The sequence below is a fragment of the Paracoccus rhizosphaerae genome (genome assembly GCF_026162645.1).
In the GTDB taxonomy this organism is placed as follows: domain Bacteria; phylum Pseudomonadota; class Alphaproteobacteria; order Rhodobacterales; family Rhodobacteraceae; genus Paracoccus; species Paracoccus rhizosphaerae.
Window position 1 is genome coordinate 25,373 of sequence record NZ_JAOTBE010000005.1, and the last position, 18,934, is coordinate 44,306.

Genomic DNA, 18,934 nt, shown 5'->3' on the forward strand with positions numbered 1-18,934 from the left:
AGCGGTAGCGCAGGGTCGCACACTTATCGAGTGTCAACATAGTTAATCACCTCCATTCTGCCCAAAAGGACAGGTCCAAGCCGGGCCTTTGGCGCAATCCGGGCGCGGCGTTTGACTTCATCGGCCAACTGACCAAGCTTCGGTGGCGGCCTTTCGGAGGGAATATGACAGAAATGATTCGGGTGGCGCGGGTCGAAGCGTTGGGAACCGACCCGGTCGTGGTCCGGGGGGAACCGCCCGCTGCGGGCAGTGACCGGGTGCTGGTCAGGATGGCTGCGGCGGCGCTGAATTTCGCGGATCTGCTGAAAGCCCAGGGGCAATACCAAGAAGCGGCCGATCCTCCGTTCATTCCCGGCCTGGAAGGTGCGGGCACCGTCCTCAGTGCCCCCGGGGACAGCGGGCTGGCCCAAGGCACCCGCGTGGCCGTCTCCGCCCCTGGCACCTTGGCCGAGGTCGTGGCCGTGCCCGCCAGCGCCGTCCAGCCGATCCCGGACGGGATGAGCTTCGAACAGGCGGCGGGTTTCCAGGTGGCTTATGGGACAAGTCATCTGGCGCTGGTCGGCCGCGGCGATCTGCAACCCGGCCAGACGCTTGTCGTGACGGGTGCCGCCGGAGGCGTGGGCCTGACCGCGGTCGAGATCGGGCATGCCATCGGCGCCCGTGTCATCGGCATCGCGCGCGGTGCCGACAGGTTGCGCACCGTGGCAAAGGCCGGCGCGGACGAGGTCATCGACAGCGCTGACTGCCCCGACCTGCGGGCCGCCTTGCGCGAACTGGGCGGGGCCGATGTCGTCTATGACGCCGTGGGCGACACGACAGGAGAGGCGGCTTTCCGCGCGCTGCGCCCCGGCGGGCGCTTCCTGGTCATCGGTTTTGCCGGCGGCAGGCCACCGGCCCTGCCCCTGAACCACGCGCTGGTCAAGAATATCGCGATCCACGGCTTCTACTGGGGCGGATACAGCAGGCTGGACCCGGACGCCCTGCGGCGCAGCATGTCAGAGCTGTTCGGCATGTTCGACCAGGGGCACCTGAACCCCGTCGCCGGCGCCGTCCTGCCGCTTGGACGGCTGGCCGAGGGCTACGCCCTCCTGCGAGAGCGCAAGAGCGTCGGAAAAGTTGTCATCACCTTGTGATAATGGACGATTTGACGCAGCCGAGGCATTGAATTGGCGTCTTATTGGTCCAATATTCTGCTCAGGCCGGGCGGGAACCGGCGTGCCTTTCAGGGGAGAGTTCGATGGCAGATTACAACACTTACCGCACCGCGCAGGGCGTCGGCGCCCGCAGGGCGGTCGTCGACGAGGGCCTGCGGGCCTACATGAACAAGGTTTATGGGCTGATGGCGGTCGGGATGGGTGTGACCGCCGTCGCAGCTTATGGCATCGCAGCCGGCGCGGTGACACCGGAAGGACAGCTGACCGCACTGGGCGCTGCAATCTATACGTCGCCGCTCCGCTGGGTGATCATGTTCGCCCCGCTGCTGATGGTCTTCGCCTTCGGCGCCGCGCTGAACCGCCTGTCGGTCTCGGCCGCCACCTTCATGTTCTATGGCTTCGCCGCGCTGATGGGCCTGTCGATCAGCTCGATCTTCCTGGTCTATACCGGCGTGTCGATCGTCCAGACCTTCCTGGTGACCGCGATTGCCTTCGCGGGCCTGTCGCTCTGGGGCTATACGACCAAGAAGGATATTTCGGGTTGGGGCAGCTTCCTGATCATGGGCCTGATCGGCCTGATCGTGGCGTCGATCGTGAACATCTTCATGCAGTCGCCAGCGATGCAGTTCGCGATCTCGGTCATCGGCGTGCTGATCTTCGCCGGCCTGACCGCCTATGATACGCAGAACATCAAGAACACCTACCTCCAGATGGCAAGTTCGGATTCCGACTTCATCGGCAAGAGCGCGATCATGGGCGCCCTTCGCCTGTACCTCGACTTCCTGAACCTGTTCATGTTCCTGCTGCAGTTCATGGGCAACCGCGAGTAACCCCCCGGGCAGAGCAGATCTTCCAAACCCGCCAGCCTCAGCTGGCGGGTTTTTGTTTGGCCGTCCGATGCGTTGTGGCACCTGTGGTCACTGCCATGGAAAGCGCCCGAGAACCCGAGCTGAGCGTGCCACCCGACGAAACAGAAGATGCCCTTGGCACCCGGCGAGACGGGCGTCCGGATCACGTTGCCGGGTCGGGGCGGGCGCGGGACATCTGGCGGATCGTGGCGAAGATCACGTCGATGCCGCGGGCGAGTTGAGCGAAATCCGTCCACTCCTCGGGCGCATGAGAGATGCCGCCTCGGCTGGGGACGAAGACCAACCCGGTGGGGGCGAAGCGCGCCATGATCATGGCATCATGCCCCGCACCGCTGACCATCTCGCGCTGCGACAGCCCCAGAGCTTCGGCCTGCGCGGACAGCGCGGCATGGATCTGTGCCGACATCGGCGTCGGCGGGGCATACAGCTGCTGCTCCACGTCGCAGGTCAGGCCGTTCCCGGCTGCCCGTGCGGCGGCTGCGCGCGTCATCTCGATCAGGCGCATGACATCGTCCTCCTGCGGGGCGCGCAGATCGACGGTGAAGCTGACCAGATCCGGGATCACGTTGGCGCCGCCCGGCAGCACCTCCAGCTTGCCGACCGTCAGGACGGAGCCGCGACCCACCTGCCGCGCCAGATCGGGCAGCTGCGACAGGATCGCCACCGCGCCGGTCAGCGCGTCCTGCCGTGCATCCATGGGCGTTGTGCCGGCGTGACCGGCCTTGCCGCGGACCGTCACCTTCAGCTGGGCCAGCCCGACGATCCGGTCGACGATGGCGACGTCCTTGCGCTCGGCCTCGAGCACGGGACCCTGCTCGATATGCAGTTCCAAGAAGGCGTGGACCGAGCCGGGCTGAAGCACCGCCTGCCCCGCCTGCAACGGGTCGAGGCCGAAGGCAGTCATCGCCTCGGCCGCCGAAACGCCATCGTCGTCGCGCAGGTCGTGAAGGCTGGCTGCGTCAAGCTGGCCGGTCAGCAGCCGCGACCCCATCAGGCCGCCACCGAAACGGGAGCCCTCCTCCTCGATCAGGGCGATCACCTCGATAGGACGTTCCGGAACAAGACCCAGGTCGCGGAACAGGAACGCGGTCTCCAGCCCCGCGACGACGCCTGCGGGGCCGTCGAAGCGCCCCCCGTTCGGAACCGAATCCAGGTGCGAGCCGACAAGGATCGGCGCCAAGTCGGGCTGCGACCCCTCGATCCGGCCGAAGACATTGCCGACCGCATCCTGGCGCACCGAGAGGCCCCCCTGCAGCATCTGGTCGATGACGTAATCACGCGCGCCCGCATATTCCGGGCTATAGGTCAGGCGCGTCGTGCCCTGCCCCGGCGTCGCGTTGAACTGGTCGATCCCCTGGATCATCGCCTCGACGCGCGCGACATCTGCATAACCGGTCATGCGATCAACCCCACGAAGATACCCGCCAGGACGACCGAGACCATCGTCACGGTCACGAAACCCGCCACCAGCATCGGTGGCAGCAGATGCGCGGTCAACACCTCGCGCTCGGACGCGTCGTCGGTCAGCGTGTCGATCACGTCCTTGGTGATGATGTAGTCCGCCGGAAACCCGTAAAGCGCGGTCAGCGAACAGGCAAAGGCCATCGCCGGCGTCGCACCCAGGATCCGCCCCACGATGAACGAGGCGACATACATGCCGACCAGACCGATGCCGATGATTGCGACCAGCGGGACGGCCAGGTCCAGCAGCATCTCGGGGGTAGCGCGCTTCAAGCCGTCGAAGATGAAGACCATCAGGATCAGGATGGTGAAGCCGAAGGCGTTGGACTTGCGCAGCGGCTCACGCTCGAGCAGCCCGACCGACGTGGCGATGACGCCGAAGATCAGACACAGCACGAAGGGGCTGACCGCGAAGGCGGGCTTGACCAGTTCCGACACACCCCAGGCAGCCAAGGCGACGGCACCGAGGCGCAGCAGCTTGAAATAGACGGTGTCATAGGCCACCGGCATGGCGCCGAACAGGCGCGGCGGGCGCGGGACTTCGGTCGTTTCGGCCTGCGGTGCCTTGGCGCTCCAGCGGCCTTCGCGGTGCAGCGACAGGACGCGCCGCCCCTCTCGCTTGAGCATGATGGCTGTCAGCGGATAGCCTGCGAAGCCCTGCATGACATAGATCAGGATGGCCAGCACCGACAGCGCCTGCAGCCCCGCATCGGCGGCCGCCTGCGACATGATCAGCGACGCGACGACCCCGCCCACCAGCGGCGGCGTGCCCACGACGACGGTCTGCCAGTCCAGCACCAGAAGCCCGGCCGTGAACAGCAGCGCCACGATCCCGGCGATGCCCGACAGCGCGATGACCACCGTCCGCCACTGCCGCCCCAGTTCCTTCACCGACAGCAGCGTGCCCATGTTGGTGATCAGCAGGTACATCGCCAGGAAGACGATCGGCGTCTGGAAGCCGGCGGTCTGAACAATGTCCTCGGGGAAGAAGGTCCAGTAGCCTGCGAGGAACAGGATCGCGCAGACGAAGACCGACGGAAGCCATGACCGGGTCCGGGTCGAGACGACGTCGCCGATCCACAGGATCAGCGAAAGAAGCGAGAAGGCCAGCAATTGCGGCATGGGTCCAAGCCTTTCGGGTCAGATTATTTCAAGACGCGCGGCGGCAGGACGCCATGAAGCGTGGCTGCGCCAGCCGTCGTGGCAACATTGATCCATCTGGATATAGTTCGCAATGCGCAATTGTGACGCCCTGCCGAAAGCGCCAGAGTGGGGCCGTGCAAGGGGACGACGATGCCTGACAGGATGCTTGACGAACTGCTGGGATCTGACCTGCAGGAACTGATGTCGGTCAGCTATATCGTGCTGGCGAACAACCAGGTCACGAACCGGCACATCGAACGGCGCTATCGGATGCCCGTGCAGTGCTGGTCGGCGCTCTATGTAATCGACCGGTTTCCGGGACTTCTGGCGCGGGACGTGCAGCGGTTGCTGCCGCGCCCGCAGAATACCATCAGCCGCGCGGTGTCGCTGCTGCAGTCGCGCGAACTGATCCGGATCGAGGACGACCCCCATGACGGGCGCGCCAAGCGCCTCCACCCGACCGCCGAGGGCACCGCGCTGCTGGCGGAGATCCTGGCCACGGCGCGGGCCCGCCAGGCCGAGGTCTTCGGTGTCCTGACGGAGGATGAGCGGCGCCAGTTCGTGGCGCTTTGCCACAAGATCGCCGCCGGGCCGCTTCTGACGCGGTCCGAAGCGATGCCGGATTAGGCAAGACGCACCGGGATGCCCTTGGACGCGGGCGTCTTCGACAGCAGGTCGTGGCGGGACAGCGGCGACAGCGGGTTCAGTTCGGGGAAATACCCGGCGATGCAGCCTCGCGGCAGGTCGTAGGCCACGATCCGCAGCCCGTCCACGCGGCGCGGCACCCCGTCATCGGCGGCTCCCGTCAGGGCGATGCGCTGGCCCGGCCGCAGGCCCTCGGCCTCGATGTCGTCGGGCGACATCATCACCAGCATGCGGTCGCCCTCGATCCCGCGCAGGCGATCCGACATGCCATAGATCGTCGTGTTGAACTGGTCGTTCGACCGCAGCGTCATCAGCCGGTACACGCCGTCGCCGTCAGCCAGGCCGGTAGCGTCCAGATCGGCGGGCACGGTGAACTGCGCCTTGCCGGTCTCGGTCTTCCAGACTCGCTCGCGCGCGGGGTTGCCGCGATAGAAGCCGCCGGGCTGGTTCATCCGGGCCTCGAAATCGTGGAATTCGTCAGGATAGGTCGCCTCGATCAGCGACCGGACCTGGACGTAATCCCCCGACCAGTCGTCCCAGGCCAGCCGCGGGTTCGCCTGGACGGTCGCGGCGGCCAGCCCTGCAACGATCGCGACCTCTGACTTCAGATGCGGGCTGGCGGGCTCGCGCTTGCCGATCGAGCCATAGATGTGGCTGAAGCTGTCTTCCATGGTGATCTGCTGGCTGGTGCCGTTCTGAAGGTCCTCCTCGGACCGTACGAGGCAGGGCAGCAGCCATGCGGACCGGCCCGGCATCAGGTGCGTCCGGTTCAGGCGCGTGGCGATGTGGACGGTCAGCGGCATTCGGCCCCAGACCTCGGTCACCCGGTCCTGATCGGGCACCGCCCGCGCCAAGTTGCCGCCCAAGCCAACATAGCCCTGCGCCTGGCCCGCCAGCAGCGCCTCGACGAATTCGACGGTATTCCAGCCGGGCTCCTCGGGCGGCTCGATCCCGAACATCTCGCGCAGCTTGTCGTTCGGGACAAGCTTGGGCTTTTCAGTGATGCCGACAGTGCGCTGACCCTGGACGTTGGAATGACCGCGCACCGGCGAACATCCCGCGCCTTTCCGCCCGATGTTCCCGCGCAGCAGCAGCAGGTTCACCAGCGCGCCGATCGCGTCCGAGCCGTGGACATGCTGCGTGACGCCCATGCCATAGATGCCGATGACGGCCTTGGAGCGGGCATAGAGGGTGCCGACGCCTTCCATCTCGGCACGTGAAAGGCCGCTGACGGCCTCCAGCCGACCCCAGGGCGTCGCGCGGACCCAGTCCATCCACTCGTCCAGCCCGGCGCAATGTTCGGCCAGGAAGGCGTGGTCTAGGACGCCACCATCGGTATCCTCCAGCGCAAGAACGTGCTTGGCGATGCCGGTCAGGGCCGCGATATCCCCGCCCGTCCGCACCTGCAGGTAGCGGTCCGAAATCTCGGTCGGCGCTCCCAGGCTCATCTGCCAGGGGTTCTGCGGGTTCGCGAACTCCAGCAGCCCCTTCTCGCGCAGCGGGTTGATCGCGACGATGTGGCATCCCCGCTCGGCCGCCTTCTGGAACGGGTGCAGGATGCGGGGGCTGTTGGTGCCGGGATTCTGGCCAACATGGATGATCATGTCGCAATGTTCCAGATCGTCCAGCACACAGGTCCCGACGGGCGATCCAATCACCTTCTTCAGCCCGACCGAGGTGGTCTCGTGGCACATGTTCGAACTGTCGGGCAGGTTCGTGTGCCCGTAGGCGCGGGCGAACAGCCCATAGAGATAGGACGCCTCGAGCCCCGCCTTGCCCGAGACGTAGAACGTCACCTTCTTGGGGTCCAGCCGCCGCAACTCGGCGCCGATGGCGGCGAAAGCCTCGTCCCAGCTCGTTTCGACATAGCGGTCGCTGGCGGCGTCATAGCGCATGGGATGCGTCAGGCGGCCCTGACGCTCCAGGTCGTGCTCCTCCCATGTGACCAGGTCGGACACCTTGTGATCGCGGAAGAAGTCCGGCCCGCAGCGGGCGGTTGTCAGGTCCCACAGCGTGGCCTTCGCACCGTTCTCGCAGAACTCGGCCACGTGCGGGTTTGGCGGCTTGGCCCATGCGCAAGAGCAGCACATGTAGCCGCCGGGCTTGTTCTGCCTCTTCAGCGTCTGAAGCGCGCCGGGGCTGCTGCGCGCCGTCTTGGCGACCTTCGCCATGCCCTCGGCCGAACCCCAGCCGCCCACCGGCCCGTCATAACCTGCGACGGGAATGTCGGCGGCTGCATCTTCCTCGGATAGGTCCTTGGCCATCGGGGTCACCTTCGGCTGTGGGCAAGCGGGTTGCCGTTTCAGGTCGGGCCGGCGAAGGGATCGGGCAGATCCGCCAGCAGCTTGTCGGGGGTCATCGGAAAGTCCCGCAGCCGGACGCCACAGGCGTTGTAGATGGCATTGGCCACCGCGCCTGCCGCGCCGCAAATGCCCAGCTCTCCCACACCCTTGGCCTGCAGGGGCGAGGCCGCGGCATCGCGTTCCTCGATCAGCAGGACCTCCATTTCGGGTATGTCGCGGTGGACGGGGACGTGATATTCGGCCAGGTCGTGGTTGGTCAGGTGGCCGTCGCGGTGGTCGAATTGCAACTCCTCGGTCAGGGCCATGCCGATACCCCAGACCATGCCGCCCAGGCACTGCGACCGGGCGGTCTTGGCGTTCAGCACGCGGCCGAAGCCGAAGGCGCCGGTCATGCGGCGGACCCGCGTCTCTCCGGTGAAGGCATTGACCGCGACCTCGCAGAAGAAGGCGCCATAGGTGGCCTGCTTGACCTTCTCCATCAGCTCACCGGGCTCGATCCGCCCGATCCTGGCGATGTCGCCGTCCATCAAGTCGGTCACAGGACGCGGCTCGGTTCCCTCGACCCAGGCCATGCCGTCGCGCAACTGCAGGTCGTCCGGCGCACAGTTCAGGCCGCGGGCCAGTTCCGCCCGGATCGCCTCGCAGGCCCGGAAGACGGCGGACCCGGTCGAGCTTGCGGCCCAGCTGCCGCCGGACCCGGCGCCCTGCGGGAACAGGCTGTCGCCCAAATGGACGCTCGTGCGCTCGATGGGCTGGCCCAGCATCTCGGCCGCGATCTGGCCAAGGATGGCATAGCTGCCGGTGCCGATGTCAGTCTGGTCGGTCTCCACCAGAACCGTGCCGTCGCCGCGAAGGGTCACGCGCGCCTCGGCCTTCGCCAGGATGTTGACGCGGGCGGCCGAGGCCATGCCCATGCCGATCCACCATTCGCCTTCGCGCTGCTGGCACGGCAAAGGCCTGCGACGGTCCCACCCGAAGGCGCGGGCGCCGGCGTCCAGCGCCTCGACAAGCTTGCGCGAAGAATAGGGGGTGCCCTCGCCCGGCACCTGATCCGGCACATTGCGCTTGCGCAGCTCGACCGGGTCCAGATGAAGCGCGACGGCCAGCTCGTCCATGGCGGATTCCAGTGCCGGCATGCCCACGGCTTCACCCGGTGCCCGCACCGATCCGGCGGTCAGCCGGTTGATGCGCGAGATGTTCAGTGTCAGCCGCCTGTTTTCTCCGCCATAGAGGAACTGCGTCGCCTGCAAAACGGGCTCCGAAAACGACTCCTCGGGCAGGTTCGACACGAAGGCCTCGTGGCCCAAGGCGGTCAGGCGACCGTCGGAGTCAGCGCCAAGGCGGATGCGCTGCACGGTCTCGGACCGCCGCATGACCGCCTGGAAGACCTGCTGACGGGTCATCACGACCCGTACCGGGCGGCCCAGCTGCCGCGACGCGATGGTCGCCGCCACCGCCTCGTGAGAGATGCCAAGTTTCGACCCGAACCCCCCGCCGACATAGGCCGACACGATCCGCACCCTGTCTGACGGGATGCCGACGCTGTCGGCCAGTTCGTCGACGTTGTACTTGACCATCTGCAGGCTGCCATGCAGCGTCAGGCTGTCGCCGTCCCACTCCGCGATGGCGGCATGCGGCTCCATCGCGGCGCTGGCGTGGCCGGGCGTGGTGTAAGTCACGTCCACCACATGGGCCGCATCCTTCAGCGCCCCCTCCAGATCGCCGTTCTCGGTCGGGTCCTTGGCCGGTTCGGCCCGGCCGGGCGAGGGCACCAGGACCGCCTTCGACGACTGGTCGTCATATTCGACGACAAGGGCCTTCGCAGCATGGGTCGCCTGTTCGAACGTCTCGGCCACCACCAGCGCGATGGGCTGCAGCGGGAACTCCACCTGCCGCACGTCCTGCATGGGCGCCTCTCCGGCGCCGCCCTGCGCGGCACGGCGCAGCATCTCGGGGGCCGAAAACACCGCCAGAACGCCCGGCATGCCCAGAACTGCGTCACGGTTGATCGCCTTCACGCGGCCCTTGGTGATTGTCGCGCCGACAAGGACGCCTTCGGCGCAATCGGGGCGGTCGTATTCAGCGGCATAGGGCGCCTGCCCGGCCACCTTCAGGCGCCCTTCTGGACGGTCCAGCGGCTGTCCGATCACACCCTGACGGGTCTGATCCAGCAGGTTGCGATCGTCGGGGCTGTCATAGCTGTCCTTCATGGTCACTCCGCAGTGGCTTCGGCCAGCACGGCAGCCAAGGTGCGGCGCGCCAGCGGGATCTTGAAGTCGTTGCCGCCCTGACCCTCTGCGCCTTCCAGCAGCAGGTCGGCGGCCTTGTCGAACAGCGCCTTCGAGGGTGTCTCGCCCACCAGCAGGCTGTCGACGCGCGGGTCGATCCAGGGCTTGTGCGCGACGCCGCCGAAGGCCAGCTTCGCCTGCGCGATGGCACCGTCCTGCATGCGCAGGACCGCCGCCACGGACACCAGCGCGAAGGCATAGGATGCCCTGTCCCGGACCTTGCGGTAGATCTGCCGCGCCTCGACCGGCGCCGGCAGCAGGACGGCAGTGATGACCTCTCCGACCTCCAGCACGTTGTCGCGTGAGGGATCTTCGCCGGGCAGGCGGTGGAAGTCGGCTACCGGAATGTGGCGGGTGCCGCCCGGACCTTCGATCTCGACCTGGGCGCCGAGGGCGGCCAGCGCCACGGCCATGTCGCCGGGATAGGTGGCGATGCAGGCGTCCGACGTACCCAGGATCGCATGGTTGCGGTTGATCCCGCCGATGGCCGCGCACCCGGACCCCGGCTGCCGCTTGTTACAGGCAGAGCGGTTGTCCATGAAATAGCTGCACCGTGTGCGCTGGCAGAGGTTCCCCGCCGTAGTGGCTTTGTTGCGCAATTGCGGGCTGGCTCCCGCCAGAATCGCCCGTGACAAGAGCGGCCAGCCGCGCCGCACGGCAGGATCGGCGGCACAGGCGGCATTGGTGACCAGCGCTCCGATGCGCAGGCCGTCGCCTTCGGGTACAATCTCGTTCAGGCCGATCCGCGTGATGTCCACCAATGCCGAAGGCGTCTCGACCTCCAGCTTCATCAGGTCCAGCAGGTTCGTCCCGCCGGCAATAAGGCAGCCCGATGCGCCTATGGCATCCGACAGGTCGGTGGCGCGGGCATAGTCGAAGGCCTTCATGGCTTGGCCCCGCTTTCCATGACTTCCTTGATCGCGGTCAGGATGTTGGCATAGGCCCCGCAGCGGCAGAGGTTGCCGCTCATCCGTTCGCGGATCTCCTCGTCGTCCAGATGCACCCTGCCCGCCACATCTTCCGAAGCAAAGCTGGGCCAGCCCTCGCGGATCTCCTCCATCATGGCGGCGGCGGAACAGATCTGGCCGGGGGTGCAATAGCCGCACTGGAAGCCGTCGTGCGACACGAAGGCCTTTTGCAGCGCCGACAGATTGTCCGCCGCGCCCAGGCCCTCGATGGTGGTGACCTCGTCTCCGTCATGCATCACGGCGAGGCTAAGGCAGGAATTGATCCGGCGTCCGTTCACCATCACGGTGCAGGCGCCGCATTGGCCGTGGTCGCAGCCCTTCTTGGTGCCAGTCAGGCCAAGGTCGCGGCGCAGGAAGTCCAGAAGGCTGCGCCGGACATCGCCGTCGAATTCATAGGTGACGCCGTTGACGGCAATCCTGGCTGCGGGGCTTTGCGCCATCGGCTGCTCCATGGTCCGCTTGCTGGGTACCCGAAGCAACGTGTCGCAAAGGAGGGCGGTTCCATCCGCCTCCGTTCACGATACCAGCGCCTCGCCCTCAGCCCGCCGGGCGCTGTGCTGGGCGATCATCGCGCAGATCAGCAGCTGCGCCATGTGGAAGATCAGCACCGGCAGCACCGTGGCCCCCACTGTCGCCGCCGGAAACAGCGCCGAGGCGATGGGCAGGCCGGACGCAAGGCTCTTGGTCGAACCGCAGAAGAACAGCACGGTCCGGTCCTCGGCCGGCATCCGCGACAGGCGGCCGATCAGCGCAATGGCGCCGAAGACCGCTGCCAGCATGATGAGCGCGACCGCGATCAGCGCGACCAGGCTGGCGGGCGGGATCTGCGACCAGAGGCCCGACACCGTGCCCGCGCTGAAGGCGGAATAGACGATCAGCAGGATCGCGCCCCGGTCCACGACCAGGGTCAGCATGCGGTGCCGTTTCACGAAACCTCCGACCCAGGGACGCAGGATCTGGCCGATCACGAAGGGCAGCAGGATCTGCGTCCCCACGCGTATCACCGCGTCCAGATCGACACCGCCGTCGCCCGCTTGCAGCAGCAGCGCCACCAGCATTGGGGTCAGCACGACGCCCACGAGGTTCGACAGCGAGGCCGCGCAGATTGCCGCCGGGACATTGCCGCCGGCGATCGACACGAAAGCGATCGAGCTTTGGATCGTCGAGGGCAGAACGCCCAGGAACAAGAGCCCTAGCGTCACCTGCGGGCCCAGAAGGCCGCCGAACACCGCCGCAAAGCCGACCGCAAGAACCGGGAACAGCAGGTAGGTAGACGCGAAGGTCAGCCCCTGCAGCCGCCAGTTCAGCATGCCCGCCTTGACCGAGGCCGGGTCCAGCTTGGCGCCATAGAGAAAGAACAGCAGCGCCACCGCGGCATAGGTCACCTGCCCCAGAGCCTCGGCCGCGATGCCCCGCGCCGGCAGGGCCAAGCCCAGAAGCACCGTGCCCAGCAGCATCAGCATATAGGTGTCGATCCCGATCCGTTTGAGGAAACTCATCCGTCTGCTCCTTCAGAACCCAAGGGCCATGCCGTCCTTGCGGCTGTCCGACCCGCCCTCCAGCAACCCAGTCGTCGCGTCGATGCGGATCGCCTGGGCGCCGCCCATCGGGCCGGTCAGCCGCTTGATCTGGTGGCCGCGCGCCGCCAGATCGGCGCAGATGTCCTCGGGCAGCGTCGATTCGACCTGCAGGACGCCGTCGGTGGCGAAGGTGCGCGGCTCGTCCATGGCCTGCTGCAGGCCCAGCCCCCGGTCGATCACCGCCGAGAGGAAGGCGGCGTGGCCCGCCGCCTGATACTGACCGCCCATCACGCCGAAGGGCATGACGGTGCGCCCCGCCTGCGTCACCATGCCCGGAATGATCGTGTGCATCGGGCGCTTGCGCGGCCCGATCGCGTTGGGGTGCCCCGGGATCAGCCGGAAGGACGCCCCGCGGCTTTGGAAAAGGACGCCAGTCGCGGGGTCCAGCCGGCACGACCCGAACCCGTGGAAGATCGAGTTGATGAACGAGATCGCGTTCCCCTGCGCGTCCACGACGCACAGATAGATGGTGTCACGATGTTCGGGCTCATCCCACAACGCGGGCGGCATCGCGCGGTCCATGTCGATGCGGGCGCGCAGCGCCGCGACGGCTCGATCCGAAAGCAGCGTCTGGTCCAAGTCTCGGCAATGGTCGGGATCGCCCAGCAGCGCATCGCGGTGGTGATAGGCCAGCTTCGACGCCTCGGCCTGCACATGCAGGCGGTCCGCTGCGGACAGCGCAGCCATGTCGAAGCCTTCGATGATCTTCAAGATCAGCAGCGCCGCAAGCCCCTGCCCGTTCGGTGGGCATTCGTGGATCTCGAACCCGCGATAGCTGGCGCTGATCGGCGCGACCCACTCGGCCCCGTCGGTCGCCTCGGCAAAGTCCTCGGTCGTGTGCAGCCCGCCCAGCCCACGCAGATAGGCGATCATGCTGTCCGCCGTGGCGCCCCGGTAGAATGCGGCCGCCCCTCCGGCCGCAATCTCCTCGAACCTCTCGGCCAGTTTGGGCTGTGCGTGGCGCACCCCGGCCATGGGCACAGGCAGAAAAACCTCGGCGGCGTGCGGATCGGCGCCGATGTCGGCCGCAGCCTCGGCCCAGTCCCGCGCCACGCGCGGCGTGACCGGATAGCCTTCGCGGGCATAGCGGATCGCGTCACGGAACAGGCGTTCCAGCGGCAGCGACCCAACGTCGGCGTGCAGCCGACACCAAGCAGAGACCGCGCCCGGCACCGTCACCGCATGCGGGCTGGTCTGCGGGATCTCGGTCGTCAGGCCGGCGGCCTGCAACGCCTCGACAGTGGCTGCGGCGGGCGCGCGCCCCGACCCGTTCAGCGCCCGCACGCCCCCCCCGGCGGGCGCATAGAGCGCGAAGCAGTCACCGCCGATCCCCGTCATCAGCGGATCGGCCACCGCCTGCACCGCACTGGCGGCAATGGCGGCGTCCACGGCGTTTCCACCCTCGGCCAAAATCGTCAGTGCCGTCGCCGTCGCCAGCGGATGCGACGTCGCCACCATCGCCCGCCCCGCCAGGGTCGACGGGCGACGGCCCGACAGGAAATCGAATGCGGTCATGGCGTCCCCCTTGCCGTGAATCACTTGGCGATGACTGTGCGATATGTATACATGTTGTGTTGAAGAGAATACAATCATCGGATCTCTGCCATGACTGCCCCGCGTTCCGCCGAACAGGTTCACGCCGCACTGGCCGCGCAGATCGTTCAGGGTCGGCTGGCCCCCGGCGCGCCTCTGGCCGAAACCGCGCTGGCCGAGCAGTTCGGCCTGTCGCGCACCCCGGTGCGCGAGGCGCTGCAGAAGCTGGCCGGAGAGGGGCTGGTCGAACGCGGCCCGCGCCGCGCCTTCGTGGTGCGCCGCATGTCAGCAGACGCGCTGCGTCACCTGTTCGAGGCTTTGGGGGAACTGGAGGCGCTCTGCGCTGGAATGGCGGCGCGGCGCATGAGCGCGGCCGAAATCGCGATGCTGAACCGCATCCTGCACGGCGACGGGCCGGGGGTCGACTATGCCGATGTGAACATCCGCTTTCACGATGCGCTGCGGCAGGGGGCGCAGAACCAGGTGCTGGCCGGTCTGCTGGAGGATCTGAACCGCCGCAGCCTGCCCTGGCGCAACGCGCAGTTCACGCAGCGCGCCGAACGGATCGACACGTCGCGCGCTGAACACCGCGCCATCCTGGAGGCGGTCACCGCCCGCGACGCCGACCGCGCTGCGGCGCTGATGCGCGCGCATATGGGCGCGGCGCTCGGCACCGTGCTGGAGTTGATCGCGACGCGGTGAACGTCACTCGGCTGGCTGCGCCTCGGGGCGGGGCTGCCGGCGCAGGTTCTCGATCAGGACATAGATCACCGGCGTCAGGAACAGCGTCAGCACGAAGGCCAGTGACAGACCGCCCACGATCACCGCGCCGATTGCCCGGCGGCTTTCGGCCCCCGCCCCCGTCGCCGTGGCCAGCGGCACCGCCCCCAGGACCGTCGCGATCGTGGTCATCATTACCGGCCGCAGCCGCGTCACCGCCCCTTCCCGCGCCGCCGACACCAGATCGCGCCCCTCGTCGCGCAGCTGGTTGGCGAACTCGACGATCAGGATGCCGTTCTTGGCCATGATTCCGATCAGCAGGATCATTCCGACCTGCGAGAAGATGTTGACCGATGCGCCGGTGAACATCAGCGTCGCCACCGCCCCCGAAAGGCCAAGCGGCACCGTCAACATGATCGTCATGGGCGTGCGAAAGCTTTCGAACTGCGCGGCCAGGACCAGGAAGACGATGGCCAGCGCCATGACGAAGACGGTCGCGACACCGCCCTGGTTCTCCTGAAAATCCTCGGCCTGGCCCCGCCATGCCAGTAGCGCGCCTGCGGGAAGGTCGGCGGCGGCGGATTCCACCACGGCCATGGCGCGGGCGAGGTCGGTGCCCTCCACCAGGTCGGCCTCGGTCTCGACCGAGATCAGGCGGTCATAGCGGTCGATTTCCGGAACCGTGGCGCCGGTGGCGATGTCGGCAAAGGCCGACAGCGGGATCAGGTCGCCGCGCTGGTTGCGGATCATCACCGACAGCATGTCCTGCACGCTGTCGCGATCCTCTGGCAGCGCCTGCAGGATCACCGGATACTGCCGCCCGTCATCGGCATATTCACCGACCGTGCGCGACGCGAACAGCACCTGCAGCGTCTGCGCCACCGTTTCGCTGTCCAGCCCCAGGTCCTGCGCCCGCGTCCGGTCGATGGAGAGCGACGCGCCGGGCTGGTTGGCGGCATAGTCGACCTCGACCCCCGCCAGCCCCGGGGCGCCCTGCAGTTCCGCCGCCAGATCATTCGCCCAGGTCGCCGCGCGCGCCAGATCCGGCCCGCCGATCATCCAGCGGATGCTGCCGCTGCCGCTGCCGATCCCCAGCCCGCCAGAGGGCTGCAGCCAAGACGAAACCTCGGTCAGCGCCGAGATCTGCGGCCGCAGTTCCGAAATGACCTCGTCCACGGTGACCTCTCGCTGTTCCCAAGGCACCAGGTTCACGAAGACCCAGGCGCGCCGGGGCTCACCCCAGATGCCAACGACGGTAGTCAGGTTCTCGACGACGCCCTGCTCGCGCAGCGGCGCGATGATCGCCTCGACCTTGCGGGCGGCGGCGTCGGTATAGGCCAGGTTCGACCCCTGCGGCGCCGTCAGCATGATGCGGAAGGCGCCGCGGTCCTCGTCCGGGGTCAGCTGGCGGGGCAGCGCCTGATAGACTGACACCGAGGCCGCGACCAGGAACGCCGTTCCCGCCAGAATCGCCACCGGCCGCGCGATCAGACGGGCCAGGACGGCATCATAGCCGCGTTCCAACCAGCCGATGGCGCGGTTGACGCTGCGGGTCAGCCAGTTCGGCCTGTCCTCTCGCGGCATCACGCGGGCGGCCAGCACCGGCGACAGCGTCAACGCGACGAAGCCGGACACCGCCACGGCAATTGCCATGACGATGCCAAATTCCGCGAACAGCTGCCCCAGTTCGCCCTCCATGAAGCTGACCGGCAGGAAGACCGAGATCAGGACGGCGGTCGTCGCGATCACGGCGAAGCTGACCTGCCCCGCACCACGGCGCGCGGCCTCAGCGCGGCTGGCGCCCATGGCGCGGTGTCGCTGGATGTTCTCAAGCACCACAATGGCGTCGTCCACGACCAGGCCGATGGCCAGGATCAGCGCGAAGAGCGTCAGGATGTTGATCGAGAACCCCAAGGCCAGCATCCCCAGCCCCGCCCCCAGGGCCGAGATGGGGATCGTCACCACCGGCACCAGCGACAGCCGCATCGAGCCAAGGAACAGGAAGATCACCGCCGTCACCAGCGCCACCGCCTCGGCAAAGACCTTCAGGACCTGCGCCAGAGAGCTTTCGATGAACACCGCCTCGTCCGAGGTCACGCGCAGCGACATCCCCTCCGGCAGGGTCGGGCGGATGCGCTCGATCTCGGCCCGGATGGCGTTCGAGATGGCAACCGTGTTCGACTGCGCTTGCGGCAGAACGCCCATGCCAAGCGCCACCACGCCGTTCGAGCGGAACAGCGTCTCGGTCTCTTCGGCGCCCTGTTCGATCCGGGCGATGTCGCCAAGGCGCAGGGGCCGCGTACCGTCGTCGCGCAGGACCACCTGGCGGAAGGCATCGGCCGAGGCGAAGCGCGTTTCGGCCAGCACCTGAAGCTGCCTCGCATCGGTCTCGATCTCGCCCGCCGGCAGCTCGACGTTGTTCGCCTGCAGCGCGGTGATGACGTCGCCGGTGGTCAGGCCGTATCCGGCCATCCGCGACTGGTCCAGCCAGATGCGCATCGACGGCGCGCGTTCGCCATAGATCGAAGTGTTGGCCACGTCCGGCAGCCGCGCCAGACGGTCGATGATGAAGCGGTCGGCATAGTCGGAGAGCTGCAGCGGCGACATCGACGGGCTGGACAGCGACAGCCGCATGACCGGATCGCCCTCGTCGTCGTTCTTCTCCACCCGCGGCGTGCCCGCCCCTTCCGGCAGGTCGTTCAGCACCCGGTCCACGGCCGCGCGAACGTCGTTGGCGGCGCTGTCGATGTCGCGCGATGGATCGAAGGTCAGGACGCTGCGCATGCCGCCCCGGTCCGAATTCGTGCGCATGGCCGTCACACCGCTGACGCCCGCCAGCGCGCCTTCGATGACCGTGGCCAGCTGGTTGTCGACAACCTCAGGACTGGCGCCGGTGTAATCGACACGGACGCTGACTTCGGCGACGTCGACCTGCGGCAATTCCCTGACCGGCAGCCGCGTCATCGCGACGGCGCCGATCAGCACGATCAGCAGGTTCATCACGGTCGCCAGCACAGGGCGGCGCAGGGCGAGGTCAGGCAGGCTCATCCCCCGGCCTCGGCGCTGGCCGACTGCGTCCGCGGCGTGGCGCTGATGGCGGTGCCGGGGCTGACGCGGTGCAGGTTCGATACGATGATCGGCGTGCCGGCGCCCAAGCCTGCCAGAACCTCGACGAGGCCGTCGATCTGCTGGCCGACCTCGATCTCGGCGTGCTGTGCCTTCCCGTCGAGCGCGATCAGGACAAGGTGGCGGTCGCCGTCCACGGTCAGCGCGGTTTCAGGGACCGCCGGCGCCTGGCGTTCGTCCAGCACCAGTTCGGCCTGCAGGAACATGCCGCCCGTCAGCGCGCGGTCGGCGTTGTCCATCTGGGCGCGCAGCGCGATGGAGCGGGTGGCCGGATCGACCCGCGTGTCGATCCGCGCGATCTGGGCGGGAAAGACGCGGCCTGGCCATGCGGCCGAGCGCAGCTGCACCGCCTGCCCCACGGCCAGCCGCGGCAGAAGCGTCTCCGACACGGCGAAATCGACTTCGATCGCCGAGAGGTCGTCCAGCGTCGTGATCGGCGTCGCGCTGTCCAGAAGCTGCCCCTCGACCAGGTCGGTCAGGCCGGTCACGCCGTCGAAGGGCGCCGTCACGCGCCGATCCTCCAGCGCCAGCTGGGCGCGGTCGCGTTCGGCCTCAGCCCGCAGCAGCGCCGCCCGCGCGGTCTGGAACGCCGCATCCGAGGCGCTGCCGCTGCGGTTCAACTGCTCTTGCCGGGCGAAGGCGGCCTGGGTTTCGGCCAGCGTCGCCTCGGCTGCCATCAGGTCGGCCTGTTCCGCCCGGTCGTCCAGCGCCAGAAGCAGGTCGCCCTGCGCGACCTCGGCGCCGGGGGTAAAGGCGATGCGCATGATGCGACCGCTGGCCTCGGCCGTGACCTCGACCGCGCGACGGGCGCGGGCGGTGCCGACGGCGCGGACGCTGTCGGTGAAGCGGGCGGTCATGACCGGCACGGTCTCCACCGGCACGGCCTCTGGTACGGCCCGCGCCTGAACCTGCGGGTCGGGCGCCGCCAGAAGCCGGTCCGACAGGTGCAGCCCGGCAGCCGCCGCCCCCGCGACAACCACCGTGCCGATTATCGCCCTGAGGATCCGCATCGTCAGCCTTTCATTCGCGCGCAGCGGCAGAGTGCCCCATCCGGTCCCCGCCGCAAACCAAATCATGTGTGATCTTCCGGGGCGGCGTTGACAGCCGCTGCCCCGGCGGGCATCCGCAGGGCAACCGAGACAGA

General features: G+C 67.9%; 14 protein-coding genes. 4 read left to right on the forward strand and 10 right to left on the reverse strand.

What is annotated here, in order from left to right:
• Positions 1-164: 164 nt before the first annotated feature.
• Complete coding sequence (locus tag OC184_RS03565) at positions 165-1,133, forward strand: NADPH:quinone oxidoreductase family protein (protein ID WP_265505819.1); 969 nt, start codon at positions 165-167, stop codon at positions 1,131-1,133.
• A gap of 104 nt (positions 1,134-1,237) precedes the next feature.
• Positions 1,238-1,984, forward strand: a complete 747-nt coding sequence (locus OC184_RS03570; RefSeq protein ID WP_265505820.1) for a Bax inhibitor-1/YccA family protein — start codon at positions 1,238-1,240, stop codon at positions 1,982-1,984.
• 181 nt (positions 1,985-2,165) lie between these two features.
• On the opposite strand, the gene OC184_RS03575 is transcribed toward OC184_RS03570, so the two are convergent.
• Positions 2,166-3,422: a Zn-dependent hydrolase gene (locus OC184_RS03575; RefSeq protein WP_265505821.1), complete on the reverse strand. Its 1,257-nt coding sequence runs from the start codon at positions 3,420-3,422 to the stop codon at positions 2,166-2,168.
• Positions 3,419-4,606: a hypothetical protein gene (locus OC184_RS03580; RefSeq protein ID WP_265505822.1), complete on the reverse strand. Its 1,188-nt coding sequence runs from the start codon at positions 4,604-4,606 to the stop codon at positions 3,419-3,421. Before OC184_RS03580 ends, OC184_RS03575 begins: the two co-directional genes overlap by 4 nt.
• 171 nt (positions 4,607-4,777) lie before the next feature.
• Here OC184_RS03580 and OC184_RS03585 point away from each other — a divergent pair, with 171 nt between their 5' ends.
• The gene (locus OC184_RS03585; protein WP_265505823.1) at positions 4,778-5,254 is read left to right on the forward strand and encodes a MarR family winged helix-turn-helix transcriptional regulator; all 477 of its coding nucleotides are present in this window, start codon (positions 4,778-4,780) and stop codon (positions 5,252-5,254) included.
• Here the strand turns inward: OC184_RS03585 and OC184_RS03590 are convergent.
• The 6 genes from OC184_RS03590 to OC184_RS03615 all read right to left on the reverse strand — a co-directional run bounded on the left by OC184_RS03590 (position 5,251) and on the right by OC184_RS03615 (position 13,926).
• A complete protein-coding gene (locus tag OC184_RS03590; RefSeq protein ID WP_265505824.1) occupies positions 5,251-7,536 on the reverse strand; it encodes an FdhF/YdeP family oxidoreductase in 2,286 nt (761 codons plus the stop codon). The two genes, OC184_RS03585 and OC184_RS03590, sit on opposite strands and share 4 nt — an antisense overlap.
• A 38-nt stretch (positions 7,537-7,574) precedes the next feature.
• Positions 7,575-9,785 (reverse strand): xanthine dehydrogenase family protein molybdopterin-binding subunit, encoded by a 2,211-nt coding sequence (locus tag OC184_RS03595; RefSeq protein ID WP_265505825.1) that lies wholly within the window; start codon positions 9,783-9,785, stop codon positions 7,575-7,577.
• A gap of 2 nt (positions 9,786-9,787) precedes the next feature.
• Positions 9,788-10,750, reverse strand: coding sequence for an FAD binding domain-containing protein (locus OC184_RS03600; protein ID WP_265505826.1), 963 nt, complete (start codon positions 10,748-10,750; stop codon positions 9,788-9,790).
• Positions 10,747-11,271 carry a 2Fe-2S iron-sulfur cluster-binding protein gene (locus OC184_RS03605; protein WP_265505827.1) on the reverse strand — a complete coding sequence of 175 codons (525 nt, stop codon included), beginning with the start codon at positions 11,269-11,271 and terminating at the stop codon, positions 10,747-10,749. The genes OC184_RS03600 and OC184_RS03605 overlap by 4 nt, the downstream gene beginning before the upstream one ends.
• 75 nt (positions 11,272-11,346) lie before the next feature.
• Positions 11,347-12,330, reverse strand: coding sequence for a bile acid:sodium symporter family protein (locus tag OC184_RS03610; protein ID WP_265505828.1), 984 nt, complete (start codon positions 12,328-12,330; stop codon positions 11,347-11,349).
• 12 nt (positions 12,331-12,342) lie between these two features.
• Positions 12,343-13,926: a gamma-glutamyltransferase family protein gene (locus OC184_RS03615; protein WP_265505829.1), complete on the reverse strand. Its 1,584-nt coding sequence runs from the start codon at positions 13,924-13,926 to the stop codon at positions 12,343-12,345.
• Between the two features lie 90 nt (positions 13,927-14,016).
• Between OC184_RS03615 and OC184_RS03620 the strand changes: the two genes are divergently transcribed.
• Positions 14,017-14,646 carry a GntR family transcriptional regulator gene (locus OC184_RS03620; protein WP_265505830.1) on the forward strand — a complete coding sequence of 210 codons (630 nt, stop codon included), beginning with the start codon at positions 14,017-14,019 and terminating at the stop codon, positions 14,644-14,646.
• Positions 14,647-14,649: 3 nt separating this feature from the next.
• Here the strand turns inward: OC184_RS03620 and OC184_RS03625 are convergent, their stop codons facing one another.
• Positions 14,650-17,712, reverse strand: a complete 3,063-nt coding sequence (locus tag OC184_RS03625) for an efflux RND transporter permease subunit (RefSeq protein WP_265505831.1) — start codon at positions 17,710-17,712, stop codon at positions 14,650-14,652.
• A complete protein-coding gene (locus tag OC184_RS03630) occupies positions 17,709-18,866 on the reverse strand; it encodes an efflux RND transporter periplasmic adaptor subunit (protein ID WP_265505832.1) in 1,158 nt (385 codons plus the stop codon). The genes OC184_RS03625 and OC184_RS03630 overlap by 4 nt, the downstream gene beginning before the upstream one ends.
• Positions 18,867-18,934: the final 68 nt, after the last annotated feature.